Consider the following 26,963-nt stretch of genomic DNA (forward strand, 5'->3'; position numbering starts at 1 on the left):
TAAACGTTTACATATGTCATTAGAATTCGCTCCACAAATTAAGAACAACTAGTGTTTGTTGGAGACATTAATGAAACATCATCGTTTGGCTAAATCGGTTGCGCTAGCAATTGCCATGGGGGCTGCGGCCACTTCTGCAAGTGCAAAGCCAGTGGTAGAAAACCTAACTTACATGGGCTACGCCAAGTGGGGAAACATTTACACCGATAACGATCTTCACAACGATGGCAAAGGCGAGCGCAACGATGTGATTCGTGCCACCGGAGGTTATGGTAACTACCGCTTGGGCAACGAGCTGAACTGGTGGGAAGCGGGTGTTAAAGCTGATGTTTGGCGTGATGGTGAGCAGTACTGGGACACCACGTTGATGTTGGGAAGCGGCGAAGACTGGGGAGATGTGAGCATTATTCAGCTTTGGGGTGCCGGCCATGGCCTGTTCTCAGGTCAAGAGCAAGCATCAATCTGGGCGGGTGAGCGCTTCTACCGTCGCCACGAAGTCCACATGATTGACATCAAGTACTGGGACACCTCAAGCACCGGTGTCGGTATCGAAAACTGGGATTTAGGCTTTGGTAAAGGCCACATCGCCTGGATGGCTCCGAACTCAAGTGCTGATGAGCGCTCTTTGCATCACCTGGATGCCCGCGTAAGCGATATTCGTTTGTCTGACTCTGCCAACCTGACCGTGGGTCTGAACTATCTGTTTGCTCAAAACAGCAGCTACGACGAAGATGACATCACCACCTCCGGTATGATGCTGTCGATGCTCTACAACCAAGGCTGGAACTATGGTCACAACACCTTGGCATTCCAGTTTGGTACCGATGCATTAGCTGGTGGCCTGATGAGCGCTGAAGGCGGTTCAAACCGTAAGTACAACACCGGTGTTGAGCATGATGGCCACAGCTGGCGTATCTTCAACCATGGCGACCTAAACATTCACGATGACTTCGCTGTGATGTACTCGATTGCTTATCAAGACAAGAACCTGGATAACAACGACGGCGAGAAATGGTTCAGCGTAGGTGCGCGTCCTCAGTACCAGTGGAACCACTTTATGGCAACCGCGATGGAAATGGGTTACGAGAGTGTAGAAGCACAAAACGGCGCGGGTACCAACGATATGTTCAAGGTTACCGTGGCGCAGATCTTCCAAGCTGGCCAAGGCCCTTGGGGACGTCCAAGCATTCGCTTGTTTGCCACCTACTCGGAAACCAACGACGAATGGATGCGTGATGGCGTATACGGCGAAGCGACCGCCATCAAAGACAGCGTGGATGAGTGGACCTTCGGTTTCAACCTGGAAACTTGGTGGTAAGCGCGCCACACACAACATCCTAAGTTGACGAAAGCCGGCATGACGCCGGCTTTTGTGTCTCTGCGCTAAGGCGTAGTCGGGTGTTAAAGGCTTAGCTGCCAATAACCCACATCCATCCACTTGCCAAACTTAAAGCCAACATCCTTAAAGTGGCCGACTTTCTCCATCCCTAACTTGTCGTGAAAACGGCTGCTGGCGGGGTTGGGCAGGGTAATCACCGCTATCAACTGCTTGATCTGCTGGGCGCGTAGCCGCTCAAACAAGGCTTGGTACAGTGGGGTAGCGAGGCCAGCACCAGTATGCTGATGGGCCAGATACACTGTTGGCTCGGCGGTAAAGCGGTAAGCGCTGCGCACATGCCAGGCTTTGGCGTAGGCATAGCCCAAGAGCTCGCCATCTTGCTCCATCACCAGCCAAGGAAAGCCGCTGGCTTCAACGTCTTTGATTCGTCTGGCCATCTCGTCAGTTGAGATGGTGTCTTCTTCGAAGGTACTGGTGTCGTGTTGAATATAGTGGTTGTAGATGGTGGTAATGGCGTCGTAGTCGCCGGGGGTAACGTCCCTTATCACAGAGGTATCCTTGTTCTAGTGCTATGGGCTGAGCCTGCCATAACTCGCGGCGAAGGGTCAACTCAGCCGCCTTGCGGGCACAAAAAAGGCCACGCATTGCGTGGCCTGATAAGCATTAAGTCGCGTGACTTACTTGGTGATGCGTAGTACCGCAGTTTCACCAACAGTTACCGCGCCAGACAGCTTGTTCATCTCTTTGATTTCGTCCATGTTGGAAATCACAACAGGGGTCAGAGTTGATTTTGCTTTCTCTTCCAGCACAGCCAAGTCGAATTCGATGATGGTGTCGCCCATCTTCACTTCTTGGCCTTCTTCAGCGATGCGGGTGAAGCCTTCGCCTTTCAGCTCAACGGTGTCGATACCGAAGTGAACGAACAGCTCGATGCCATCGCTAGACTCTAGTGAGAATGCGTGGTTGGTTTCGAAGATTTTGCCGATGGTGCCATCGCAAGGTGCAACCATTTTGTTGCCAGCAGGGCGGATCGCAATACCGTCACCAACGATTTTCTCGGCAAATACAACATCAGGCACTTCTTCAATTGCCACAATCTCGCCAGACAGTGGAGCGATAATTTCGATGCCAGCTGCGTTTGCGCCGTCGTCAGAAATCATTTTTTTGAATTTATCGAAAAGACCCATTTTTGAGCTCCTAATACTCTTAGTTCTTGTCGCTGCTAGCTTAGTTTAGTTAGCGGCCTGTTGTTGAATAAAGTTATCTACCAATGCTTCTACTTCTTGTGCAGTCGGTGCAGCCAAGGCTTGTTCGGCCATGCGCTGTACGTCGGCAAAGTTTGCATTGCGGATCAGTTTCTTCACGCGAGGAATCGAGATTGCGCTCATCGAGAATTCATCTAATCCCATACCCAGTAGCAACAGTGTTGCACGTTCGTCGCCAGCCAGCTCACCACACATGCCAGTCCACTTGCCTGCGGCGTGCGAGGCATCGATAACTTGCTTGATTAGAGTAAGAACTGCTGGAGACAGCGGGTTGTATAACTTAGAGATTAACTCATTACCACGGTCTACGGCTAGTGTGTATTGGGTTAAATCGTTGGTACCAATACTAAAGAACTCAACTTCTTTGATTAAGTGGTGGGCAATTGCAGCTGCAGCTGGTGTTTCAACCATGATGCCCACTTCAACGTTCTCATCGAAGGCTACGCCTTCATCACGCAGTTGTTGCTTCAGTGTTTCCAGTACGTCTTTAAGCTGACGGATCTCTTCAACAGAGATAATCATAGGGAACATGATGCGAACTTTGCCGAAGGCAGAGGCGCGTAGCAGGGCACGCAGCTGGGTGTTCATGATCTCTTCACGGTCGAAGAAGATACGCACTGCACGCCAACCCAGGAATGGGTTCATCTCTTTTGGCAGGTCCAGGTAAGGCAGGTCTTTGTCACCACCGATATCCATGGTACGGATAATCACTGGCTGGCCTTGCATGGCTTCAACAACTTCTTTGTAGGCGTTGAACTGCTCGTCTTCGGTTGGCAGCGAGTCACGGTCCATAAACAGGAACTCGGTGCGGTATAGACCTACGCCTTCTGCGCCGTTGCGGTGAGCGCCGTCAACATCTTTGATGGTACCGATGTTTGAGCATACTTCAGCGTGGTGGCCGTCCAGGGTTACGGCTGGTAGGTCTTTAAGCTTCGCCAGCTCAGCCTTTTCATCGTTGTAGGCTTGTTGGCGCTGCTTGTAAGTATTCAGTTGGTCTTCGCTTGGGTTAATCACAACTTCGTTGTTGATGGCATCCAAAACGATGATGTCGCCGCTTTTCACTTGTTGAGTGATGTCGTTTGTACCTACGATGGCTGGAAGCTCCAAAGAGCGCGCCATAATCGAGGTGTGCGAGGTGCGGCCGCCGATGTCGGTGATAAAGCCCAGAACTTTGTCCAGGTTGATTTGCGCGGTCTCCGACGGGGTCAGGTCGTTGGCAATCAGGATCACTTCTTCGGTGATGGTGCTCAGAGATACGATCTCCAGGCCCAGGATGTTTTTAACCAGACGCGAGCCGATGTCACGGAAGTCAGTGGCACGTTCACGCAGGTAAGGGTCGTCCAGTTCAGACAGCATTTGCGCGTTCTGCTCAATCACGGTGTTCACCGCGTTGTCGGCAGACAGCAGCTGTTCTTTGATACAGGCTACGATTTCTTCTTCGAGCTCTTCATCTTCCAAAAGCATGATGTGGCCTTCGAAGATGGCTTCTTTCTCTTCACCGAAGGTTTTGCCGGCCATTACCTTGATCTCTTCAAGTTGGCTAGCGGTGGTGCTGCGACCATCGAGGAAGCGTTGGATCTCGCTGTCGATTTGCTCAGCAGAGATGTTCGCTTGGTTGATTACTACTTCTTGCTCTGCAAGCAGCAGGGCTTTACCAAACGAGATGCCTGGCGATGCCAGAATACCTGAAATCATAACCTGTACCTATCTGTTAATTCGTTTAAAGACTTTGGGGGAGAGGGGCTTATTCCAACTCGTCCATCAGAGCAACCAGGGTTTCAACCGCTTTTTGCTCGTCTTCGCCTTCAGCGCGAATAACAACAGTGGTGCCTTTGGTCAGGCCTAGAGTCTGCAGCTTGAACAGGCTCTTAGCGCTGGCTGATTTGCCGTTGCTTTCAACGGTGATGTTTGCAGAGAAGGCTTTAGCTTCTTTAACAAACTGAGCAGCTGGGCGGGTGTGCAGACCATTTTCTGCAGTAATGACAACACTCTTCTCGAACATGTGTGCATTCCTTATTAGTGAATTAGCTATAAGCTTAGACGCTTAAAGTTAGTACGTTCGACCGGGACCTTAGCTCAAATCTTGTCATCAAAATTTAACCTAAATCAACAAATCTCGGCCGTACGCCAATGATACATTGGTGAAATCTTGCGTGTTTCGCCAAAAATCTCTTTATTAACAGCGCTTTAAAGATATTTCACGATAAAAACTATGTCTCAGGAATGATACATAATGTTACATTGAGAAACATTTCACAGCGCCCTTTTGACGGGGTGGAGTATAGGTATTTCTCAACTCCTGCTCAATACTTTCGATGTTATTTATAGTAAAAAATTAAGTTTGGTGCGCATAAAAAAGCAGCACTGGGTGCTGCTTTTGTGTTCGTTCTGTGCGGTGATTACTGAACGGTTTCTTGGTCAGTAAAGATGTTAGCGAACAGCGCACTACTTAGGTAACGCTCGCCCGAGCTAGGTAGAATCACTACGATGTTCTTATCGGCGTACTCTGGCTTAGCGGCGATACGGTTAGCCGCCACCACTGCGGCACCTGAAGAGATACCGGCCAGGATGCCTTCTTCTTCCATCAGACGCTGCGCCATCTCGATGGCGTCGTCGTTGCTAACTTGCTCAACCGCGTCAACCATTTCAAGGTCCAGGTTACCCGGGATGAAGCCGGCACCGATACCTTGGATCTTATGTGGACCCGGGGTGAGGTCTTCACCGGCTTTCGCCTGAGTGATTACTGGCGAGTCGGTAGGCTCTACCGCAACACTGGTAATCGCTTTGCCTTTTTCCAGTTTGATGTAGCGGCTCACACCGGTGATGGTACCGCCGGTACCTACGCCGGCTACAAATACGTCGATCTCGCCGTCAGTGTCTTCCCAGATCTCTGGGCCAGTGGTTTGCACGTGGATCTCTGGGTTGGCGGGGTTGTCGAACTGCTGCAGCAACACGTACTTGTCTGGGTCGCTGGCTTGGATCTCTTCAGCTTTCTGAATCGCGCCTTTCATGCCCTTGGCGCCTTCGGTCAGTACCAGGTTTGCGCCCAGTGCTTTAAGCAGCTTACGACGCTCCAAGCTCATGGTGTTCGGCATGGTCAGGGTGATGGGGTAGCCACGAGACGCTGCAACAAAGGCCAGCGCAATACCGGTGTTACCACTGGTTGGCTCGATCAGCTCTTTGCCTTCGCTTAGCAGGCCCTTTTTCTCAGCATCCCACACCATGTTAGCGCCAATACGGCATTTTACGCTAAAGCTTGGGTTACGTGCTTCGACCTTAGCTAGTACCTTACCGTTGCTTACTCGGTTCAGGCGTACCAGTGGCGTGCGGCCAATGGTCAATGAATTGTCTTCGTAGATTTTTCCCATGACGTATCCTTTATTCCTTTACTTGAGGAAGGTTCAATAAGACCAGCGGGTCTGTTTACAGTACCTAGCTTAACTATCTGATTTCTAGGTTGAAGTAACGAATTTTCATAGCTTATGTGATTAGGTGATATGACCTTGAATTTGCCGCTTTTGTTGTGACTCAATGCGCAAATTCTTTGCTGAGCAAACTAATATTAGCTAAAAGCTCTGGAAAAGAAGAACTTAGTCGGTTGAGATCGACAAGCAGCATTTACCCAGGGAGGGGTTATGAGTTTCAACATCCATCTGTTGCTCGCGATGGCGCTTTTTTCGATCTACGGCGTACAGGTATGCCCGTTCTTAGAGACCCAGAGCGTTAGCCAGTTGCTATCGCCGATTGTGATTGCCTTTGCATTGATTGCGCTGTGCCGGGCTCGTTTTCAGCGTTGGGTTGAGCAAGCTCGCGTGGAGCGCCGTCTGCAACGTAGTTTTGTCCTGTATATCGGGCTGTTTGCTGGCGCTGGTGTGCTGATCGCAACGGTAAATGGCGTCGGCTATGGTGCGCCATGGCACTCTAACGCCAAGGTGATTCTCGGCATGCTCTGTCTTGGTTATTTTATTGCGTGTGACCAGGTGCTCGGTTTTCAGCTGCAGCAAGCCAGAATGCTTAAGCAGCAGCAGCAGCAACAGCACCTGCCATTGATCCCACCGCTGGGCTCGTTTGTGCAGCAGTTTATCGGCTTCTCGCTATGTTCGTCGCTGGTGATGGCCTCGCTAGTGTTTTTGGTGGTGAACAAGGACCTCGACTGGCTGGTAATGGTGGGTAGCGAGCGATACCCATTGGCACAGGCTCAGCGTTACATCGTCACCGAGATTGGCTTTGTGACCGCGGTTATTCTGGGTTACGTGATGCGGGTTATTTACAGCTATTCGCGGGTGCTTAAACACCTCCTTCAAGAGCAGCAGCAGGTAATGAGCGCGGTGGGCAACGGCCATTTAAACGACCAAGTGACCGTGAGCCGCAGTGACGAGTTTGGCGTGATCGCCGATCAAACCAATCAGATGATTGCCAGTTTGGCCACCAGCCGCCAAGCGCTGACTCAAACCCGCGACATCGCCATCCTCAGCTTGGCCTCTTTGGCTGAGACCCGTGACAACGAAACAGGTGCGCACATTCTGCGCACCCAGCACTATGTCAAAACGCTGGCTACCCATCTCAGTCAATTGCCGCAGTACCAGCAGGAGTTAACGCCTGACAACATCGAGCTTATCTATAAGTCGGCACCGCTGCACGATGTGGGCAAGGTCGGGATACCCGATGCGGTACTGCTCAAGCCCGGTAAACTCGATGACGAGGAGTGGGCCATCATGCGTCAGCACCCACAGATTGGCGCCGATGCCCTCGAGCAAGCCGAGTTGCAGTTCAGCGAGCGAGACACCGCCTTCTTGCGCTACGCCAAAGAGATCTCGCTCTATCACCACGAACGTTGGGACGGCAAGGGTTATCCCCAAGGCTTAATCGCTGAAGTCATTCCCTTGAGTGCCCGGCTGATGGCATTGGCCGACGTTTACGACGCACTGATCTCCAAGCGGGTGTACAAGCCGGCGTTCTCCCACGATAAGGCCAAGGCCATTATCTTAGAGGGGGAGGGGAATCACTTTGACCCAGCGATCGTGCAAGCCTTTGTGGCCTGCGAACAGCAGTTTGTTGAGATCGCCAAACGCTTCCAAGACGGCGCCCACGTTGCCGCGTGAGCACCAGAGTCTGTGCAAGTTATTGGGTGTAGGCCACCGCTGATACCCGATAGATATCCCGTTTGCGATTAAGGGTGGTGATGTGAAGCGTGTAGTGACTGGCTTGCTGCTCAGTCACCCACTGCCGGGCACTGTGCTTGGCCCCTTCTAGGCTGACAGTGTCTCGGAACTGCTTCTTGGCGATACGGTTTAGCTCCAGGCTCTTGGCTTGTTGGTAGGAGATCTGCTCGGCGGCAGAAGCCATCGCCGCTGGCAGGCTCAGCCCTGCAAGCAAAAGAGCCAAAAACGCCAGTAGCGCGGTGTGTTTCCAATCGATTATTAGTGGTAATCCCCGAATCATGTGTGGCCTCCCCGGGGATATCCCCTTAGCTGGCTATGTCGTCGCGCGATATGCTGTTCGCGACATGTTGTGGGCGATAGTGCTCAACCCAGATGGCGGTGGCGGCCGCTACTGCAATGGGCATCACCAGTATGTTCACCAAGGGCACTGAGCTTAGTAGCACCACCACGGCACCAAAACCTAGATTACGTAGCCGGTCCTGCTTGAGTTCATCGCGCATGTTGGCGAAGGCCACCTTGTGGTTGTCGAAGGGATAATCGATGTATTGAATCGCCATCATCCAGGCGGTGAACAAAAACCACAGCAGCGGCGCGATGGTTTGACCCACCGCTGGAATTAAAAACAGCAGCAGTAGCCCCAGTGCTTTGGGTAACCAGTACCATAGCTTTTGCCATTCGCGCTTTAGAATACGTGGCAGGTCTTTCATCACGGCCCAGATGGTGGTGTCGCCGAGGTTCTCGCCGCTTAGGCTGGCTTCCACTTTTTCTGCCAACAGGCCGTTAAAGGGTGCGGCGATCCAGTTGGCGAGTATTCCAAAGCTAAAGCCGGTTAACAGCAGCACTGTGGCGGTAATTAGCGGCCATAACAACCACTTAAGCCAAGACAGCCATGAGGGCAGCTCTGCCAAGATCTGGTCAATCCAGGCTCCGAGGTTGTAGAAGATATAGATATACAGCCCGAAAAATAGCAGCAGGTTAACCAGCAAGGGCAGCACCACAAAGGGCCGGATCCCCGGCTGCTTGATGATGTTTAGTCCTTGAAAAAAATAGCTAATTCCGCTTTTTGAGGCAATTTGTTTGTGGTTCATCGCTCATTCCTTGTGCCTTTATAGTGCGTCATATTACAAAGCGTCGTGAGCTTTGGTAAAGTGCTGTGCCAGCAAGAACTGATCAACAAGGCCCGATGCGACTTAAGCAAATCCGTTTATCAGGATTTAAGTCTTTTGTAGAGACCACCAAAATCCCTTTCCCCACCGATATGACGGCGATTGTCGGGCCGAACGGCTGTGGCAAGTCGAACGTGATTGATGCGGTGCGCTGGGTATTGGGGGAGAGCAGCGCCCGCAACCTGCGTGGCGATGCCATGACCGACGTGATCTTTAACGGCTCCACCCGCCGTGCGCCGGTGTTCAAAGCCTCGGTGGAGCTGGTGTTTGATAACCAACAGCAGCGCCTCGGCGGCGAGTACGCCAGCTATAGCGAGATTGCGGTACGTCGTGAGGTCACCCGCGAGGCTCAGAATACCTATTTCTTAAACGGCGCCAAGTGCCGTAAGAAAGATATCACCGACCTGTTCTTGGGCACCGGCCTCGGGCCGCGTAGCTACGCGATTATCGAGCAGGGGATGATCTCCCGACTCATCGAATCCAAGCCCCATGAACTGCGGGTGTTTATCGAAGAGGCCGCTGGAGTCTCCAAATACAAAGAGCGCCGCCGCGAAACCGAAAACCGCATCAAGCACACCGAAGAGAACCTGTCGCGCCTTAAAGACATCGAATTCGAACTGCAGCAGCAGGTCAATAAGCTAAAGACCCAGGCCTCGGCCGCGCGCCGCTATCGCGAGTACCGCGAGCGCCATCGCCAGCTAAAAGCACTGATCGCCCAACAAGAGCTGCAACGCCTCGACTACCAGTTGGATAACTTCGACAGCCTTATCGAGCAGCAGCAAGACCGCCAGCAGGCTCTGCAAACCGAGATTACCCAGTTGGAGAACCAACTGGCCTTGGCGGCGAATCAGATTGCCGACTCACAGGCTCAGGCCCAGCAGAGCCAGCAGCAATTGTTCGAGCTGAAAACCCAACTGGCCAAGCTGGAGCAACAGCAACGCTTCCACGCCCAGCAGCAGAGTCAGGCGGAAGAGCAGCGCGCTCAGCTCACCCAGCAACAGCAGCAAATCAGCGAGCAGTTGACTGAGCTCAACGAGCAAGCTGAAGAGCTGGCTATGGAGAGCGAACAGGCCGAAGAAGCGATGCTGGTCGCCGAAGCCGCCATCGAAGAGCAGCAGCAGGCACTTGAGCAGCAACATGGTGCATCGCAAAGTGACAGTAGCCAGCTCGCGCAAACCCAACAGCAGTGGCAACAGCTACAAAGCCAGCAGCAACAACTGGCGGCCAAGCGCCAACACTTTGCCCAGCTACAAGGGCGACATAGCCAACAAGTGGCACAGGTTGAGCAGCAGTTGGCCCAACTGCCTGCAGAGCAGCAGCACCGCCTCGAAGAGCTATTGCTGCAACAAGAAGAATCCCAGGCCCAGCTACTGGAGCTCGAAGAGCTTAAATTGGCCGAGCAGCAAACCCTGCAGCTGCAGCAAGCGCAAAGCGAGCAGGCCAAACAAGCGCTGGAGCAGCAGCGCCAAGCCCACCTGACCATCAGCCTCAAGCTGGAGAATGTTGAACAGCTGCTGGCCAATGTGCCCTCGGCCGCCGACCAACCGCTGCGCGATGCCTTGTCCATCGACCCTAACTGGGCCAAGGCCTGTGATGCCATGCTGGGTCAGTGGCTGGAGGCGGAGTATGCCGATGAGCTGGCCGCTGAGCATGCGCTGGCACTGCGCAGCGCCCACGCCGAGCCTTTGCCGCGCGCCGAGCTGCTAGCAGGCTTGCCAACGCTGGCAGCACAAATCGATGGGGCCGACCTCAGTTACCTGTGCGGTGAAGTGATGCTGGTTGAGCAGCTCGAGCAGGCCTTTGCGCTGCGCCAGTATCTGCTCCCCCAGCAGTCCTTACTCACGCCACAGGGTGAGTGGCTGGGCCGCGATTGGCAGTGCCTGAACGTAGGGCAAGGCCGACCTGCGGTGATGAGTCTGCGCGCCGAGCAGCAACAGCTACAGACTGAGGTTGATGAAAGCGCAGCGTCGTTGACGACGGCAGAGCAACACTATCAGCAGCAACAGCAAGCATTGGAGCCGATTCAGCAGCAGTTGGATACACTCACCAGCAATATCGGCGGCCTGAATCAGCAGCTTAACCAGCTAAAGCTGGATGTCTCTTTAGAGCAGCAACAGCAACAGCAAGGTGCGCAGCGCGCCGAGCAACTGAACCAGCAGCTGGAACAGCTACACCTGCAACAGGCGGAAGACGAAGAGCAGCTATTGCAGTTAGAGGCCAGTGAGGAAGAGCTGCAGATCCAACTCTTGGAGCTAGAGCCGCAGCTGGCAGAGCTGCAGTCGCGCAGTGAACGCGCCCACAGTGCACTGCGCCAAGCCGAACAACAAGCGCAGGCGCTACAGCAGCAGTACCATCAAGCCCAGCTCAACGCTCAGCAGCTGGCCAGCCGCCAGCAACACCAGCAGCAAAGCCGTGCCCAGCTCGAGCAGCAGCTTGGCCAGCTCAATCAGCAGTTGGAGCGTCTCGCTACCCATCAACAGGTCGAAGACCCCGCCGAGGTGCAAGCGCAGATCGAAGAGATACTGGTGCAGTTGGTGGAAAGCGAAGAACAGCAACAACAGATCCAGGCTGAGCTGCTGAGCCATACCGAGGAGCAGCAACAGCAACAGGCACGCCTCAAAACCGCCCAGCAGCAGTTGGGCGAGGTCAATCAGCTCAATCAAGATCATCAGCTACAGCAGCAAAGCCTGCTGACCCGCCGTGGGGTTATTCTCGAGCAACTAGCCGAACAGGGCCAAGACTTAAAAAACCTCACCATGGACTTGCCTGAGGCCAGCCTTGAGCAGGACTACCACAAAGAGCTGGAGCAAGTAGACCAGCGCTTGCGTCGCTTGGGCGCGGTTAACCTGGCCGCGGAAGAAGAGTTTGAGACGCAGAATCAACGCTACCAGGAGCTGGTTGGGCAGATCGCCGATCTGGAAGCGGCGTTGGAAGTGCTGGCCCAAGCCATCACCAAAATCGACAAGCAAACCCGGGCACGCTTCAGAGAAACCTTCGACAAGGTGGATGCTGATTTACGTCAACTGTTCCCGAAGGTATTCGGTGGCGGTACCGCGTGGTTGGAGCTGAGCTCAGAAGATCTGCTGGAGACCGGGGTGACCATTATGGCCCGGCCTCCGGGTAAGAAAAATGCCAGTATCAGCTTACTATCTGGCGGAGAAAAAGCCCTTACCGCACTGGCGCTGGTATTTGCTATATTCCGTCTTAATCCCGCACCATTTTGCATGCTCGACGAAGTCGATGCTCCGCTTGACGAAGTTAATGTAGGACGATTTGCTGATTTGGTGCATAGTATGTCTGATACGGTTCAGTTTATTTTCATCAGTCACAATAAGGTGACGATGGAGAAGGCCTCGCAGCTTGCTGGTGTTACCATGCAAGAGCCCGGGGTTTCACGATTGGTCGCTGTGGATATCGCGGAAGCGTTCGCCATGGTGGAATAGGATACAAAGAGAAGAATTACATGCAGGAACTACGCATCGTACTGATCATCGTTGGCATTATTTTGATCATTGCCTTGTTGGCCCATGGATTTTGGAGCAGCCGTAAGCAACGCCCAGAAAAATTGGTCAGTGCCAAATCGAGTAAGTCGAAAAAGGGCAATGTACCGCGTGATGATCAAGGCTTTGACGAGCTAGGTTTGGGCGAAGCGCGCGTGATTGGCGGCGACCCCATCGATCAGGCGGTGGAGCACGCGCAAGCCAAAGAGGCCGCCGATTTCCAAAAACAGTTCCAGCAAGCCCAGCTGGCTGAGCAAGCTGCTCAAGCTGAACCAGAGCCCGCGCGCGTGGAGCCACAAATTAGTGATTCAGTTGCTGCCAGCGGTGCAGAGAAAAGTACCGGCCGCGAAGAGCCGCAATTCCACTTCAGTGCAGTTGACGAGATTAAATCTGAGCCTGAAACCAAGCCTGCCGTGGCTAAACCTGCTGCCGATCCCGCACAACCTGCCAGCCTAAGCCAGCAGGTTAAACAGCGTATTCAACGTGGCGAAACCGCCGCCCCGGTTGCCCAAGCTCCAGCCAAAGAGCCGGCAGTACCGCCAACGCTCGAAAGCAGCCTGTCTGATGACGCGCCGCAAATCGAAGGGGTGAACAGCGAGCCTGCGGTCGAACCCGCACCAGAAAGTGCGCCGTCTGTGGCCGACACGCCAGCACCGAGCAAGCCCAGCGCCGATATCGAGCCGCCTTCGTTTATGGAAACCACAAATCCACTGCCCGAGGGTATGGACAGCGCTGAGCCCGAGCCGGTGGTTGAAGAGAAAGACCCGAATCAGCCCGACGATGTGTTCGTGCTAAATATCTCAGCGCCACGCGGCAAGCCGTTTAAAGGCGAGGTATTGCTGGAGTGTCTGGCCTCGCAGGGCATGCAGTTTGGCGAGATGGATATCTTCCATCGCCACCTCGATCGCAATAGCGACAGCCCGGTGATCTACAGCCTGGCCAACTCGGTGAACCCCGGCACCTTCGATATCGACAATATGGATGATTTCGAAACCACCGGCATCACCCTGTTTATGACCGTGCCCTGTGCCGGCATGCCAACCAAGAACTTTTCGCTGATGTTCAATACCGCCAGCAGCCTGGCGAAGAACCTTGGCGCGGTGCTGCTTGATGATCAACGTAATCCGTTGACCAAGCAGACCGTTAACCATTACGAGCAGCGGGTACGCGAGTACGAACGTAAGCAACTGGTTACCCACTAGTTTTAACTTAATATGATTCAGGGCCTTTCCTTGGAAAGGCCCTTTGTGTTTCAGAGAGCAGCAATGACCGATATTCAGCAGCAGATGGCGACCCTGCGCCAACAGATTGAAGACTATAACTATCAGTACTATGTGCTGGATGACCCCTCGGTGCCCGATGCCGAGTACGACCGGGTATTCCGCGAGCTGAAAGCCTTGGAGCAGCAGCATCCTGAGTTGGTGGGGAATCACTCGCCGACCCAGCGGGTCGGAGGTCAGGCGCTCGAGGCCTTCTCGCAGATCCAACACGAGATGCCGATGCTGTCGCTGGACAACGTATTCAGCGAAGAAGAGCTGCAGGCCTTTGAAAAGCGCATCCAAGACCGCCTCTCCAGCACCGAGACACTGAGCTACTGTGTCGAGCCCAAGCTCGATGGTCTGGCGATCAGCCTGATGTATGAGAACGGTGAGCTGCAGCGCGCCGCCACCCGTGGTGATGGTACTACTGGCGAAGACGTTAGCGAGAATATCCGCACCATCCGCGCCATTCCCCTTAAGCTGCGCGGCGAAGGCTGGCCGGAGCGCTTAGAAGTGCGCGGCGAGGTGTTCATGCCAAAGGCTGGTTTTGACAAGCTCAACCAACAAGCCCGCGAACGTGGCGATAAAACCTTCGCCAACCCGCGCAATGCGGCCGCCGGCAGCCTGCGCCAGCTCGATCCCCGGATTACCGCCACGCGCCCGCTGGCGTTTTATGCCTACTCCATCGGTGTTGTCAGCGAAGCGCTGACCGATAGCCACTACCAGAATCTGATGCAGCTTAAAGAGTGGGGGCTGCCAGTGTGCCCTGAAGTACGCACCGTGGAGGCGGCCAGCGCCTGTCAAAGCTACTACCAAGAAATTGGCGAGCGCCGCAACAGCTTGGCCTACGAGATTGACGGGGTGGTTTACAAGGTCGACAGCCTGCCCTTACAGCAACAGCTTGGTTTTGTTGCGCGCGCGCCGCGCTGGGCCACCGCTCACAAGTATCCGGCTCAAGAAGAGATCACCATCCTGCGCGATGTGGAGTTTCAGGTGGGCCGCACCGGCGCGATTACCCCGGTTGCGCGGCTGGAACCAGTGTTTGTCGGCGGTGTGACGGTTAGCAATGCTACTCTGCACAACGCCGATGAGATTGAGCGCTTAGGCGTGAAGATTGGCGATGCCGTTGTGGTGCGCCGCGCGGGCGATGTGATCCCGCAGGTCGCTCAGGTGGTGCTAACTCGCCGCCCGGATGATGCCGCCGATATCGTCTTCCCCGAGCGCTGCCCGGTATGTGACAGCCATGTCGAGCGTATCGAAGGCGAGGCGGTGGCGCGCTGTGTGGCCGGTTTGCAGTGTGGCGCCCAGCGTAAAGAGGCGCTTAAGCACTTTGTCTCGCGCAAGGCGCTGGATATCGATGGAATCGGCGACAAGTTGGTGGAGCAGCTGGTGGACGCCGAGCTGCTATTGCGCCCCAGCGATCTATTCCACCTCGATGAGCAGCGCACTAAGCTGCTGCAGCTTGAGCGAATGGGCAAGAAGTCAGTGGACAAGCTGCTGGCAGGCGTGGAAGTTGCGCGCGAGACCACCTTGGCCCGCTTTATCTACTCACTGGGCGTACGCGAAGTGGGCGAAGCCACCGCAGCTAACTTAGCGCAGCACTACAAGAGTCTGGAGGCGATTATTGGTGCCTCGGTGGATAGCCTGCAAGAGGTGAGCGATGTCGGTGAGATTGTCGCCAAGCATGTGCACTTCTACTTCAAAGACGAAACCAATCTTGAACTGGTATCCCAGTTGGCCGAAGAGCTACGCTGGCCCGCCATCGAAGAGCCCAGTGACGATCAGCCCCAGCCGCTAGCGGGTAAAACTGTGGTACTCACCGGCACCCTGAGCCAACTCGGCCGCAGCGAAGCTAAGCAAGCGCTGCAGGATCTGGGCGCTAAGGTGACCGGCTCGGTATCCAAGAAAACCGATCTGCTGGTGGCTGGCGAAGCCGCAGGCTCCAAGCTTGCCAAAGCCCAAGACCTGGGTATTGAAGTGTGGGATGAGCAGCAACTGCTGAGCATGCTCGGGCGCAGTTAAGCGTATTTAGCCACCCAAGAGCAGCCGCTAGCTAGCGGCTGTTCTTGTTGTTGCCTGTTCTTAGTTAGCGAGTATCTGGCGTTTGCCAATCTAGCTTGAGGTAGCCCTTGCTCAGCTTGGTTTGCCTTTAAAAGATCGACTCTGTGTTAAAGAAATGCGGTATTAACATGTCGAAAAAAATCAACATCATCTTGGGTGATATCTGGGTAATCTGCTTGTTTGGCTATTTGCTGATTGGCTTACCCCTTACCCTTATTGCTTACAGCCTAATGGTATTTGGTGAAAGCTATCTTTCAGGATTAACGCTCTTTGTAACGGTAGTCAGCGTTCATCTGTTGCTGGTCTTTGGGGCTCCCGAGGTCCTTCATCGACTACCCATTGAGTATCGGACCTACTCTAAGATCAAATCGTCTGTTGAGCATTTACTGAGTTTGATTGAGTGCCCGTTTTATAAGTCCGAAAAACCAGGCATCCTTATCTTGGCCTACCTAATGTTGGGCTGGATCCCACTTATTCTCGCTTTTGTTATCTACTCCGTTGCCTACTTGTTTATCTAAGCGTGTTTGAGTGGTTTTGTAGCTGCGAAGTCACAAACAGGACGGGTCTGCATTATTAAAAAGGCCACTTAAACAAGTGGCCTCGCTGCGCTAACTCTTAGTCAGCAGCACTGTTACTTGAGTAACCGCGCTATCGTTCGATCAACCGCGCTTGGCACGCAAACGGCTAACTGCTCGCTCCACGGTTTGCTCAGCCACACCCAGGTAGTTGGCTGGGTTTAGTGCGGCAGCGATCTCTTGCTCGTTCATCACATCGGTGATCGCAGGCGTTTGGCGCACCACATCATTGAAGTGGGTGCCCGGCGCTGCATCGGCAATGGCATCTTTTACCACGTCGTAGGCTTGGGCGCGGCCGATCTTCTCAGCCAAGTCATTCATCACCGACTCCGACATCACGTAGTTCTGTGAGGCCTCGAAGTTCTCCAGCATACGGTCTTGGTTGACGATCAGTTGGTCGAACAGACGCTGGGCGCGGTGGATGTTTTGGTCGGTCACCATAAACGAGTCAGGGATCACCGACCACTCCAGGATCCACGGTGAGCCTTGGCGGGTATCGCTGTGGCTAAGCATATCCATAGCCGCGCTGTTGTACATGCTGGCCATACGAGTCAGGCCGCCCATAAACTCGGAAGCGCGTGGGTTGCGTTTTTGCGGCATGGTAGAGCTAGCACCGCCTTCACCTTCTTGAACCTCAAGGATCTGAGTGCGGCTTAGGTTGTTTACATCGATGGCGATGCGGCCAAAGGTACCATTCACCAGCGCCAGGGTTTGCACTACCTCAGCGAAGGTATCGCGGCTTGGGTTCCACGGCGCCTCGGGCACCTTAAAGCCAAGCGCTTTGGCTACACCGGCTTGCAGCTCTAGGCCTTGCTCATCGTAGGCGGAAAGGGTGCCCACGGTTCCGCCGATTTGCACGGTCAGGCGCGCGGCAACCTCGTCTAAGCGGTCGATATGGCGGTCCAGTTCACTCATGTAGGTCAGCAGGTACAAACCAAAGGTCGTTGGAATAGCATCTTGGCCATTGGTGCGTGACAGCATCACTGTGGCCTTGTGTTGCTCAGCCAGATCCGCCAAGTGCAAGGCCAGCTGTTGCAGCTCTTGGCGCACCTGCTTGATGCCTTTGTCGATTTGCATCACGGTGGCGGTGTCCATGATGTCTTGAGTGGTGCTGCCAAAGTGCAGGTAGGTTGCCACGTTCTCGTCGCCCGCTTTGCGCAACTGACCAAGCAGCGGGTTAATACCTCGACCTACCCGGTTGGTGTTTTGGCGCATTACATCAAAGTCGATCTCCACCTCGTCGGCAGCTTGCTTGATGGAGCGATAGGCCGCCTGAGGGATCATCCCCATCTCAGCTTGGGCCTTGGCCAGCGCCACTTCGACCTCTATCCAATGTTGCACTAAGGCTTGGTCGCTGAAGATATCGCGCATCACCTGCGTGCCGAACAGGTCGCGGTAGACCCGCGAGTCGAATACGCTAACGGCGGCGTGCTCAGTGTGGGCATCCGCCAAAGCGGGAGCGCTGCTGATTAAGGTGGCGGGTAGGCTGCTTAGTGCCAGCGCACTGGCAATCACAAGCTTGTTAAGTTTCATGGTTTATCTCTTGTTGTTAGCGGTTGCCCGAGGGCAACCCGTAAAGGAGGCGAGCAGCAGCTAAGGGCACGCTACTGCTCGCAAGATAGCTATAAGTCGCGAAAAGCGATAAGCGGCAAAGCGTTATAAGCCCAGAGCGCGCCACCACAGCAGGCCGCTGCTCATAAAGATCGCCATCGCCGCGATTGCGATAACCAGTCCGAGCTTCATCCACTCGCTGTCACTGTGATAGCCATAGCCCATCAGCAAAGGGTTACGCGCATGGCTATAGGTGGTGAGGTTGCAGCCAAGGTTGGTTACCCCCGCCACGCACAGGGTGGCCAGTAGTGGGTCGACGTGTAGGCCGATGAGTGCGCCCAATAGAACGGGGGCCAGCGCGACGACTTTGGCGGTAGCAGAGGCAAAGAAGTAGGCGGTAAACAGATAGAAGCACATCATTGCCAGCAGCAAGAGCATTGGTGAGGAGGCGCCTAGCAGAGCAGACAAAGCTTCTGATACGCCATCTCCGACCCAGCTGGTAAAGCCCAGATTGCGCAGATGCTCAGCCATGCCCATCAGTACCGAAAACCACACCAAGGTATCCCAAGCACCTTTCTCTGATTTGACGTCATCCCAGCTAAGCACGCCCAACAGCAGCAAGGCAGATAGGCCGATGAAGGCTGCGCCGGTGGCATGAATACCGAGTGCATTGCCGCCGACCCACATGACGATAAGCGCAATAAACACGCCGATGAGTACCCATTCATCGCGGGTGGTAGCCCCCATCTTGGCCAGTTCACGCTTGGCGAATGCAGGGGCCTCCGGCGTTTGCTGGGTTTGTGGGCGGATAACCCGATACAACACCAGCGGCAGTGACATCAGCAAGGCCAGTGCGGGTACCAGTAAATAGCCCAGCCACTGAGTAAAGCTCAGGCTGATGCCGGCAACTGTAGTGGCAATGCCCACCAGTGCCAAGTTGCCGGCAAAGCCGGTCTGGAATGCCACCGCGGAGGCATCGTTCATGGCGCTGGAGCTAGACATTAAGAATTGCCCAAGCTTGCGGTCTTTCGGGTTAATAGTCTGGGCTAACGAGTGAGAGATCGGTGAGATAATCGCTGCACGTGCGGTGTTACTCGGGGTAGCGGGGGCAATCAGAAAATCTGCCAAACCCAAGCAGTAGGCCACCCGCAGACTCGACTGACCGAAGCGGCTGAGCAGCAGCAGCGCAATACGCCGACCCAGTCCGGTTTTGCTAAACGCGCGGGCAATCATAAAGGCGATCACAATCAGCCAGATCAGCGCGTTATTGAAGTTGGTCAGCGCATTGTTTACCGCCAGTGCGGCACTGGCCTCCCCGGCAGGGCGGAGAATGCAATATGCAGCCATAGCGATAATCGCAATCGCGCCAGTGCTCATCACATTGGCCACAATGGCGGCAATCGTGGCAATAAACACGATCGCTGTATGAAAGGCGGCTTGGCTCAGCGCGCCCGGAGCAGGTAGCTGCCATGCGATAGCGGCGACCAATAATATGATGACCAGAGGTAGCGGCCGTGCTGCCAGTTGGCGGCTCGGAGCGAAGCCCGTGTCGGCTGCGGGCGAGGATAGTGTGGCGGAATCTGACATGAAAGTAATTAACGTATTAAGGATGTACGTACGTTAATCCCGAGGGTAACTTTGAACAATCGCATAGATCGCAGTAGTATTTGCAATAAATGCAAGTAATCAGCCGTTGCGCATTTAAGCGCGCTGTTTAGCGAGTGCCCATGTCCCTTAATCCCAGTCTGAAATCATTACAAATTTTCACTTCTATCATGGACTTAGGTTCGCTCTCCAGAGCGGCAGACAACCATCATCTGAGTGAGTCTGCGGCGAGTCGGCAGTTGGCATCGCTAGAGGGGCAGTTGGGATTTGCCTTGTTCTTTCGTGACAAGCGTCAGCTTATCCCCACCCAGCAGGGCAAGCAGTTCTACCGCGAAGCTCAGCGGCTGCTCTACGCCTTGCAGGAACTTCCTGATATTGTTGAAGATATTAAGCAAAGCCAATATCAGCAGCTACGCTTGGTCAGTGTTCCGCGTTTGGTCAGGCAGATCGTCTCGCCGGCTTTGGCGTGTTTATCACAGCGCTCGCCGGAACTGAAAATCCACTTCGATGTGCAGCCAATGCGCTACATCCAACGTTGGTTGGCGGGCTTTCAGTTTCATATCGGCCTTGGGCGTTTACCCGCTCAGCACTCTGACATCGTGACCGAGCGCTTTGCCAGTTTGCCTGCGGTGGTTATCCTGCCAAAAGGCCACCGCTTGGCCAAACGCAGTGAACTAAGCCTAGACACCTTGCAAGACGAAGCGCTGATAAGCTGCTTTACCCAGCAAACCTTGCTAGGGCGCAATCTGGTTAGCATCTTCAACCTGGCTGGATTGCAGCCCAAGCCCACCATCGAAACGGCCAGCTCGCAACAGGCCTGTAGCATCGTCGCTAGCGGCTTCGGCTATACCATTTCCGATCCACTCAGCGGCCACGACATTGGCGATGATGTGGTGATGGTGCCACTGACCAGCGACTTCGTGTTTGATTTTGCCTTCTTCTTACCGCAAAGCAGCCAATCTCCACCGATGGTGCGCGAGTTTGCCGATGAGGTTCGTGGAGTGTCTGAGGATTACCTTAAGCGACTTAACGCAGAAGGCTTAACTGTTCGTTGAGCAATCGACAGGTCCCTATCTCCTGAGGTTAAATCTGAGAGGCATATTCGCCTCACTGGATTCCATCTGTAGCGTGAAGTCGCTAGTATTAGCCTTAATAATCAAATTGTTATTTAGAGGTGGAGGGCAGCTCACTGTGCGAGACAAATGGCTCGTTAGTTGCCGAGCGCGTCACCCGCTTCGATAGAAATGGAAGTTCAGGAGTTGTCTTTGGATACCGAGCAGTACCCCATCGCAAGCTTTAAGATTAGTATTCCCCATGTTCACGGCAAATTGCTGCCGCGCCCGCAGTTACCCGATCCCTTTTCCCTTCCTATACCGGTTTGGGCCTTGGTTGCTCCCGCGGGCTTTGGGAAGACCTCATTGGCTTTGAGTTGGACCCAGCAAAACGATCGGCAGGCGGTTTGGTATAGCTTGGATGAGACCGACAACGATCCCGGGCGTTTTTTCTCGCACTTGTTCGCCGCCTTGCAGGCGCAGGGAGTTGAGCAGCTCTCGCTTGCTCCTTCTTTGCTCCATACACCGCAGTTGTTTCTGTCACATATCTTGGCCCAGTTAAAGCTCAGCTGCAGGCCATTATTGATTGTACTGGATGATTTTCATGTTATTGAAGAAGAGGGGATCCATAGCCTGCTTCAGCAATTAATGTCCCATTTGCCAGTGCATGTGCGTTTAGTACTTACCTCTCGAAGCTTACCGCCTTTGGGCATTGCCAAACTGAAAGCCAAGGGTTTGGCAATGACTTTGGGGGCGCAGATGTTGCGCTTTAGCCGCGAAGAAACTGCTGACTGGTTTCGCTGTTGCCTTGGGAGCCCGCAATCGGAAGGCAATACTGAGCAGCTTTGGGAAAAAAGTCCGGGCTGGCCGGGGGGGCTGCGTTTACTGAGTATGAGCACCCATGCAGTGGGGATGATGACCATTAGTGACTTACAGAGCCATGATCAAACCTTGCTCCAGCACTATCTGACGGATGAAGTCTATTCCCACCTATCGTCGCAGCTACAAGAATTTTTGCAGCTGACCTGCGTACTCGAGTGGTTTGATATTGAGTTAGCTCAGAGCTTGAGCGAAAGCGCTCAGGCATCCGAGATGATCGTTTATCTGGAAGCGAACGGCTTGCTGATTCGACAGAGCTCGCAACCGCTGTGTTATCGCTACCTAAGCCTGTTTAGAGAGTTTTTGCTGACTCGTTTGAGTGCTTGTCCCAGGCGTTATCAACAGGCTCATCAACGTGCTTGTGAGTTGTTGGCCGTTAGGGCTCGTACTAGTGAAGCTCTGCATTTAGCGATGCAAATGCGCTCGCGGGAAAGCGTAATCGCTTGCTTGCTCAAGCATGGCGACGCCATGATCTTACAAGGTCAATCCCGAAACGTTCAGCAAGGGCTCAGTCGGCTTCGATTTGACGAGTTGAGCGCTCATCCTCAGCTCCTGCTCATGCAGATCCGCTGTGCGCTGTATCGCTATGACATGGAGTCATTGAGTGATTGGCTTCCCGAGGTTGAGCCCTTTTTAGAGCAGCACGCTCAAAGTGAGCTCGCCCAAGACCCAAACATGCAAGCAGAGCTGGCGATTGCCAGGGCGCACATTGCGATTAAACGGGAGCACTGGCAGCTCGCCGACCGCTACCTGCGCGATCTAAGCTGCGACAATCAGCGCATTCAAATGCAAATTTACTCGCTACGCGGCGAGTATACCTTAGCGATGGGTCAACCCGAACAGGCGCTAGTGCTGCTTAATGACGCCTTGAGACTGGCCAATGAGCAGCAAGCGTATGTACTGGTACTATGGCTGTTGGGCTTGATGGCAGAAGCCGAAATGCACACGCTCAAACTGGCGTCCGCAAAAGCGCGCCTGACGATGGCGAAGTCCTTGGCCAAGAGTCATCACTTAGAGGGGCTGCGTATCATGGAGTTTGTCTATCGCTGCCACTTTAAGCTGGCATTGCTTAGTGATGATGTGGCGGCGGCACAACGCGATCTGCAGGCAACCGAGGCGTTAATCGGCGGGCTTAACGGAAAGTGGCAACTGCCACTGCTGATGGAGCAGCTACATCTCGCCCTTCGACATCGACAATGGCTTGACGTACAGCAACTAGGCGTGCGTTTGGATAGCTTGTTAAGTGGTCTGGCAGTGCACCGAGAGTGGACAATTAACGCGGAGACTCTATTACTGAGTGTATGGTTTCAGCAGCGTGATGATGCACGAATTCGTCGCTGGCTCCTCGATCACGCCAACAGCGAGAGTATTGGCAACCATTATTTGTTGCAGCACGGTATCAACAAACTGCGAGCGCTACTCATCCTTAACAAGCCCAGAACAGCGCTGCGCTTGAGTGAGACCTTGCTGGAGAGCGCGGAGCCCCAGCAGCGCTTGGCCAGTTTGAGTATCGCGCTGTTTCGCTGCTTGGCGAACCAACGACTGCAGCGTTCACAAACACAGCTGCAAATGCATAGAGCTTTGCAGCTTGTTGGCGATACGCAGGCATGGGGACTGTTGTTAGAGCCTGACGGAAGCTTTATTGAAACACTGCGCGAGCTAGATATAGGCGACTCACCCGTTGCAAACCAGATCCTCCAAAGAAGCCAAACGAACCGCGATGTTTCAGCCAAACGACCTAGCTTGCTTGTGCACTGTCCGCCAGCCGCCACGCAGCTCGGGGTTTCGCATCGGGAGTGGAAGGTGCTTACGCATATTGCCAATGGTAAAACCAACGAGCAGATTGCTGAGAGCCTGTTTATTGCTCACAGCACGGTTAAGAGCCATATACGACGGATTTACCGCAAGCTAGAAGTATCTGAACGTCAGCAGGCTATTCAGGCAGCCCTGCGGTTACAGCTTTAGCGATGTCCTTCCACCGTATCTCAGGCTGATATGTGAGTACAGCTGCGCACTAGTTTTGATAGCTAAGCAGAGATTTAGATCGCCAGCTTCCTTTGGTCCAACGCAGCCCCATTAGCAGTGCGCGAGTGCATTCATCGATACCAAGGGCAAGCCAAATCCCTAGCAGTCCATAATTAAAGTGAAACACCATCAAGTAGCTAACCGGAACGCAGATGGCCCACATGCACGATACGGTTACCGCCGCGGCAAATCTCACATCACCACTGGCGCGCAAACAGGCGCCCACAACGAAGTTGTAGGATTTGATAAAGGTTACCACGGTCGCAATTACAAACAGCTGACTGCCCAACTCAATCATGGCTTGGTCGTTGGTAAACCTGGTCATAATTGCTTCGCGCCAGTAAAGCAGAGGCGCGGCAAGTAAAGTGGTCGCAATCAGCGCCAGTTGTACCGCTCGCCATTTCTGCTGGCTTGCCCGTTGCCAGTTCTTGGCCCCCACCAAGTGTCCGGTTTGGATTTGTGCGGCTTGCGACAAGGCGAAGGCGCCGACTTCCATCATGGCAATTACGCTGATGACATAAGTTCTGGTGGCGAGCGCGATCACACCAATGGTCGCTATCAAGCTGGTGAGCACCAGTTGGTTTCCGTAGTAAGACAATGGCTCCAGGCTTGCGGGGATAGCGATTTTGCGGATTTGTTGTGCTTGAGTGGATAGCTGTTGCCGGGTCACTTTAAGTGAAACCTTGATAGCGCAGCGGTGCTTGAGTTGATAGTAAAGATTCATCCCGCCCAGTATCCGCGCTAGCACTGTCGCTGCTGCAACACCGCCAACTCCACACTGCAGCTGACTTACCAGCAGGTAGCTAACAACCACATTAAACAGATTCATAAAGACGGCGTTGTACATGGTATAGCGGGTAAAACCATGAGCGTTGAGCATAGATGAGAGGGCCCATACGCCCCCTTGAGCCAGCATGCCACCGCCGACTATCGCGGTGAATACACTGCCATCGCGATTGAGCGAAGGGTCAACGCCTATAAGTTGTGGAAGCACCGGGCTTAGCAGCACTAACGCTAAGCTTAACCCTGCACCAATAAGCAGATTAATCACCAGTATGGTGTTGCAAAGCGTCTTGGCGTTATGTCGGCGGTTCGCTCCCAGATACTGGGTGAGTACGATTCCGCCACTGTTCGCGGTAGTTCCCAACAAAGTGATGGCCAACACAAGTACCACGTTGACCGCGCCAACGGCAGCCGCTGCGTTATCTGAAATCAGACTAAGAATGATGACATCGAGTAGACCCATGGATACCGTAAGGGTCCACTCGATAAAGATCGGCCATGCCAGGCTATGTAAGGTCATCGATTTGTTAACGTGGCTCATTGCTGCTCGCAAGATGATTGAGAAAGTGGTTAGCACCAGTGTGTCCTCTCGCACAGCCTTTGAATATCCTCCGGGGGGCGTAATCTGGGGGCGTAATCTGGGGGCGTAATATCGAAGAAAAGTAGGTATAGCTCAGGTTTATGGCTGGTGCGCGACGCTAGCAATCAATCACGATCTTTGTGCTGCCCAAAGCTGGTCGCGCACTGCAGATTAATACCTCGTCATCAGCGGGGGTAAACCCCGGGCGTGATGGGTAGACCACCTTTCCCGCTGTCAGCTTGCAGGCGCAGGCGCCACAGTTGCCGTTACGGCAGCTGTGCTCGGGGCTAAGACCCTGTTGTTCTGCAAAATCCAGTAGGCTGCCGTGTGTGGGGTGCCAGCTGGCAACAAGGCCGCTTTTGGCGAACTCGACCTCTGCGTGCTCGGCGGTTTGAACAGGCGCTTGTTCTTCTAGCGAGCCTTCAGCAAACAACTCGTAGTGGATGCGCTGGCGGTCGATGCCTCGCTTGAGCAGACCTTGGTATAGGCTGCGCATAAACGCCAGCGAGCCGCATAGGTAGTAGTCGAAATCGCCATTCGGAAGCAGGGGCTTAAGGGTGTCTGCACTCAGGCGGCCTTGGCTGTCGAAGTCTATTTCGGGCCTGTCTTGGGGAAGTGGGCGCGATAGTGCGATATGCAAATTAAGCCAGGCGTGCTGTTGGCTAAGCTCGCGCAAGCGCTTGGCAAAGGGAAGCTCGCCGCTATCGCGTGAGGCATGGATAAACCACAATTGCGCCACCGATAAGCCAGCGGCGGCATCGAGGGCGCGCTGCTCTAGCATGGCCATCATCGGAGTTACGCCCACACCACCGGAAATCAATACCGCAGGCCTGTTTGAGTCGGTCAAGTAAAACTGCCCACTTGGCCGAGCAAGTTGAACGCTATCGCCAAGGCTGAGCTGGTCGTGCAGAGCCCGAGACACAGCGCCGCTGTCCTCGCGCTTTACGCTGATTCGGTAGCACTCGCCATTGGCCGCTTGCGACAGGCTATAGTTGCGCACTAATGGTCGAGTATGTCCGGCAACCTTAAGCTTAAGGGCTATCGACTGACCGGGCTTAAAAGGCTCAAGGCGGCTCAGTTTGTCTTGCGGAGCCAGATAGAACGAGCTGATATGGCGGCTCTCAATCTGTTTATCGATCAGCGTAAATGGTGTGAAGGCCTGTTTAGCGGCAGGTTGCCAGCTTCCTGTTCCTTGGAGAGCTGGGGAGATTTCTTCGAGCTTACCGCGCAGCGGCAGATAATCGCGCAGTAACAGTTGGCGCTCGATACTCACTTCGACGATCCGCTCTGCGCCAGCAAACTCGGCAATGGCCTGCTTGTCCCAATTGATATGAGCGCGGCCCGAGAGCAGCAGCATATCGCCGCTGACAAAGTCGGGAAACAGCAGGCCAACCCGCCCGTCTGCCTCGATATTGCCCAAGGTGTTAAAGAAGCGGTTTCCGCTAAAATCGGGAAACGACAGGGTGTTGCCCTCAACCTTTACAAAGCCAGGCTTACCGCCGCGGTGGGAGGCATCGATGCCATTTTGGGGGAGTTCGTGGGATGAATCATCAAGTTGCGCACTGCGCGAGGCGATATAGAAGCTATCTGCTGCCTCAACATGTTCTACAAGCTCAGCCCCGAGAGAGCCGTTCACCGCCATCGGTATCGCATCGTGGGGCGCTGGCATGGCCTTCACCCAGTGAAGCGTGCGGGTTTGAATGTATTGGGGGCAGTTCCCAAAGCTCTGCTCGACCGTGATGCTAAGGCCCTTGGGGCCAGCTACCTGGATCCGACCGTTCATCCGATTGCGCCGCCGTGTGGCCAGCTCAATACCTAGCAGCCCCACCTTGGCGTTGGTGCGAGTATCGAGCGCGAGCTGCTGGACTAGCGGAAGCGCACTTGCAAGCTGCAAGGTGGTGGCGCTGGGCGATTCAATAAACGGCGCTTGGCCTACGTATTGACCCAAGTGTTGAGCAAAGTGCGGCAGCGCCCAAGGGTAGCCCTGCTGGTCGGCAAGGCCGAGGATGACAAACGGTAAGCTTTCAAAGAACTGGCGATGCTGCTCGGGCATTGCCGGGCGGATAAATGCCGCTCGGCGCTCAGCATCGGCCTCGCTAAGCCCATCGCGCTGCTGAATGGCAATCTCTGCGGCATGAAAGCGTTGCTGTCTTATCATCAC

At 54.3% G+C, this 26,963-nt stretch carries 19 protein-coding genes; 8 read left to right on the top strand and 11 right to left on the bottom strand.

Annotation, left to right across the window (positions count from 1 at the left end; all coding sequences use genetic code 11):
• The first annotated feature begins 70 nt into the window (after positions 1-70).
• The gene (locus G461_RS0120355; protein WP_026973230.1) at positions 71-1,318 is read left to right on the top strand and encodes a carbohydrate porin; all 1,248 of its coding nucleotides are present in this window, start codon (positions 71-73) and stop codon (positions 1,316-1,318) included.
• A gap of 83 nt (positions 1,319-1,401) precedes the next feature.
• On the opposite strand, the gene G461_RS0120360 is transcribed toward G461_RS0120355, so the two are convergent.
• The 5 genes from G461_RS0120360 to cysK form a co-directional block, all read right to left on the bottom strand.
• On the bottom strand, positions 1,402-1,887 hold the full coding sequence (locus tag G461_RS0120360) for a GNAT family N-acetyltransferase (protein WP_026973231.1): 486 nt from the start codon (positions 1,885-1,887) through the stop codon (positions 1,402-1,404).
• Between the two features lie 129 nt (positions 1,888-2,016).
• Positions 2,017-2,526 (bottom strand): PTS glucose transporter subunit IIA, encoded by a 510-nt coding sequence (gene crr, locus G461_RS0120365; protein ID WP_026973232.1) that lies wholly within the window; start codon positions 2,524-2,526, stop codon positions 2,017-2,019.
• A 45-nt stretch (positions 2,527-2,571) separates the two neighbouring features.
• On the bottom strand, positions 2,572-4,299 hold the full coding sequence (gene ptsI / locus G461_RS0120370; protein ID WP_026973233.1) for a phosphoenolpyruvate-protein phosphotransferase PtsI: 1,728 nt from the start codon (positions 4,297-4,299) through the stop codon (positions 2,572-2,574).
• Between the two features lie 49 nt (positions 4,300-4,348).
• Positions 4,349-4,606: an HPr family phosphocarrier protein gene (locus G461_RS0120375; protein WP_026959230.1), complete on the bottom strand. Its 258-nt coding sequence runs from the start codon at positions 4,604-4,606 to the stop codon at positions 4,349-4,351.
• A gap of 397 nt (positions 4,607-5,003) precedes the next feature.
• Positions 5,004-5,972 (bottom strand): cysteine synthase A, encoded by a 969-nt coding sequence (gene cysK, locus G461_RS0120380; RefSeq protein WP_026973234.1) that lies wholly within the window; start codon positions 5,970-5,972, stop codon positions 5,004-5,006.
• A 267-nt stretch (positions 5,973-6,239) separates the two neighbouring features.
• Here cysK and G461_RS0120385 point away from each other — a divergent pair, with 267 nt between their 5' ends.
• Positions 6,240-7,706: an HD-GYP domain-containing protein gene (locus G461_RS0120385; RefSeq protein ID WP_026973235.1), complete on the top strand. Its 1,467-nt coding sequence runs from the start codon at positions 6,240-6,242 to the stop codon at positions 7,704-7,706.
• Positions 7,707-7,725: 19 nt separating this feature from the next.
• Here G461_RS0120385 and G461_RS0120390 read toward each other — a convergent pair whose 3' ends face one another.
• Complete coding sequence (locus G461_RS0120390) at positions 7,726-8,046, bottom strand: hypothetical protein (RefSeq protein WP_026973236.1); 321 nt, start codon at positions 8,044-8,046, stop codon at positions 7,726-7,728.
• Positions 8,047-8,071: 25 nt separating this feature from the next.
• Positions 8,072-8,854, bottom strand: coding sequence for a sulfate transporter CysZ (cysZ, locus tag G461_RS0120395; protein ID WP_026973237.1), 783 nt, complete (start codon positions 8,852-8,854; stop codon positions 8,072-8,074).
• A gap of 95 nt (positions 8,855-8,949) precedes the next feature.
• On the opposite strand from cysZ, the gene smc reads away from it, so the two are divergent.
• The 4 genes from smc to G461_RS0120415 all read left to right on the top strand — a co-directional run bounded on the left by smc (position 8,950) and on the right by G461_RS0120415 (position 16,270).
• Entirely contained in the window at positions 8,950-12,375 is a 3,426-nt protein-coding gene (smc, locus tag G461_RS0120400) for a chromosome segregation protein SMC (RefSeq protein WP_026973238.1), read from the top strand.
• 20 nt (positions 12,376-12,395) lie between these two features.
• The gene (gene zipA / locus G461_RS0120405) at positions 12,396-13,634 is read left to right on the top strand and encodes a cell division protein ZipA (protein ID WP_026973239.1); all 1,239 of its coding nucleotides are present in this window, start codon (positions 12,396-12,398) and stop codon (positions 13,632-13,634) included.
• Positions 13,635-13,697: 63 nt separating this feature from the next.
• A complete protein-coding gene (gene ligA, locus G461_RS0120410; RefSeq protein WP_026973240.1) occupies positions 13,698-15,713 on the top strand; it encodes an NAD-dependent DNA ligase LigA in 2,016 nt (671 codons plus the stop codon).
• 167 nt (positions 15,714-15,880) lie between these two features.
• A complete protein-coding gene (locus G461_RS0120415) occupies positions 15,881-16,270 on the top strand; it encodes a hypothetical protein (protein ID WP_026973241.1) in 390 nt (129 codons plus the stop codon).
• Between the two features lie 141 nt (positions 16,271-16,411).
• On the opposite strand, the gene G461_RS0120420 is transcribed toward G461_RS0120415, so the two are convergent.
• Positions 16,412-17,860 (bottom strand): lyase family protein, encoded by a 1,449-nt coding sequence (locus G461_RS0120420; protein ID WP_051333729.1) that lies wholly within the window; start codon positions 17,858-17,860, stop codon positions 16,412-16,414.
• 123 nt (positions 17,861-17,983) lie between these two features.
• Positions 17,984-19,465: a DASS family sodium-coupled anion symporter gene (locus G461_RS0120425; protein WP_084429417.1), complete on the bottom strand. Its 1,482-nt coding sequence runs from the start codon at positions 19,463-19,465 to the stop codon at positions 17,984-17,986.
• A 140-nt stretch (positions 19,466-19,605) separates the two neighbouring features.
• On the opposite strand from G461_RS0120425, the gene G461_RS0120430 reads away from it, so the two are divergent.
• The gene (locus G461_RS0120430; RefSeq protein WP_084429419.1) at positions 19,606-20,538 is read left to right on the top strand and encodes a LysR family transcriptional regulator; all 933 of its coding nucleotides are present in this window, start codon (positions 19,606-19,608) and stop codon (positions 20,536-20,538) included.
• A 210-nt stretch (positions 20,539-20,748) separates the two neighbouring features.
• Positions 20,749-23,379, top strand: coding sequence for a LuxR C-terminal-related transcriptional regulator (locus G461_RS0120435; RefSeq protein WP_026973245.1), 2,631 nt, complete (start codon positions 20,749-20,751; stop codon positions 23,377-23,379).
• A 49-nt stretch (positions 23,380-23,428) separates the two neighbouring features.
• Here the strand turns inward: G461_RS0120435 and G461_RS0120440 are convergent, their stop codons facing one another.
• Positions 23,429-24,763, bottom strand: a complete 1,335-nt coding sequence (locus tag G461_RS0120440) for an MATE family efflux transporter (protein WP_035480932.1) — start codon at positions 24,761-24,763, stop codon at positions 23,429-23,431.
• 157 nt (positions 24,764-24,920) lie between these two features.
• Positions 24,921-26,960 (bottom strand): 2Fe-2S iron-sulfur cluster-binding protein, encoded by a 2,040-nt coding sequence (locus tag G461_RS0120445; protein WP_035480934.1) that lies wholly within the window; start codon positions 26,958-26,960, stop codon positions 24,921-24,923.
• Between the last annotated feature and the right edge of the window lie 3 nt (positions 26,961-26,963).

The organism is Aliagarivorans marinus DSM 23064 (assembly GCF_000429485.1).
GTDB lineage: Bacteria > Pseudomonadota > Gammaproteobacteria > Enterobacterales > Celerinatantimonadaceae > Aliagarivorans > Aliagarivorans marinus.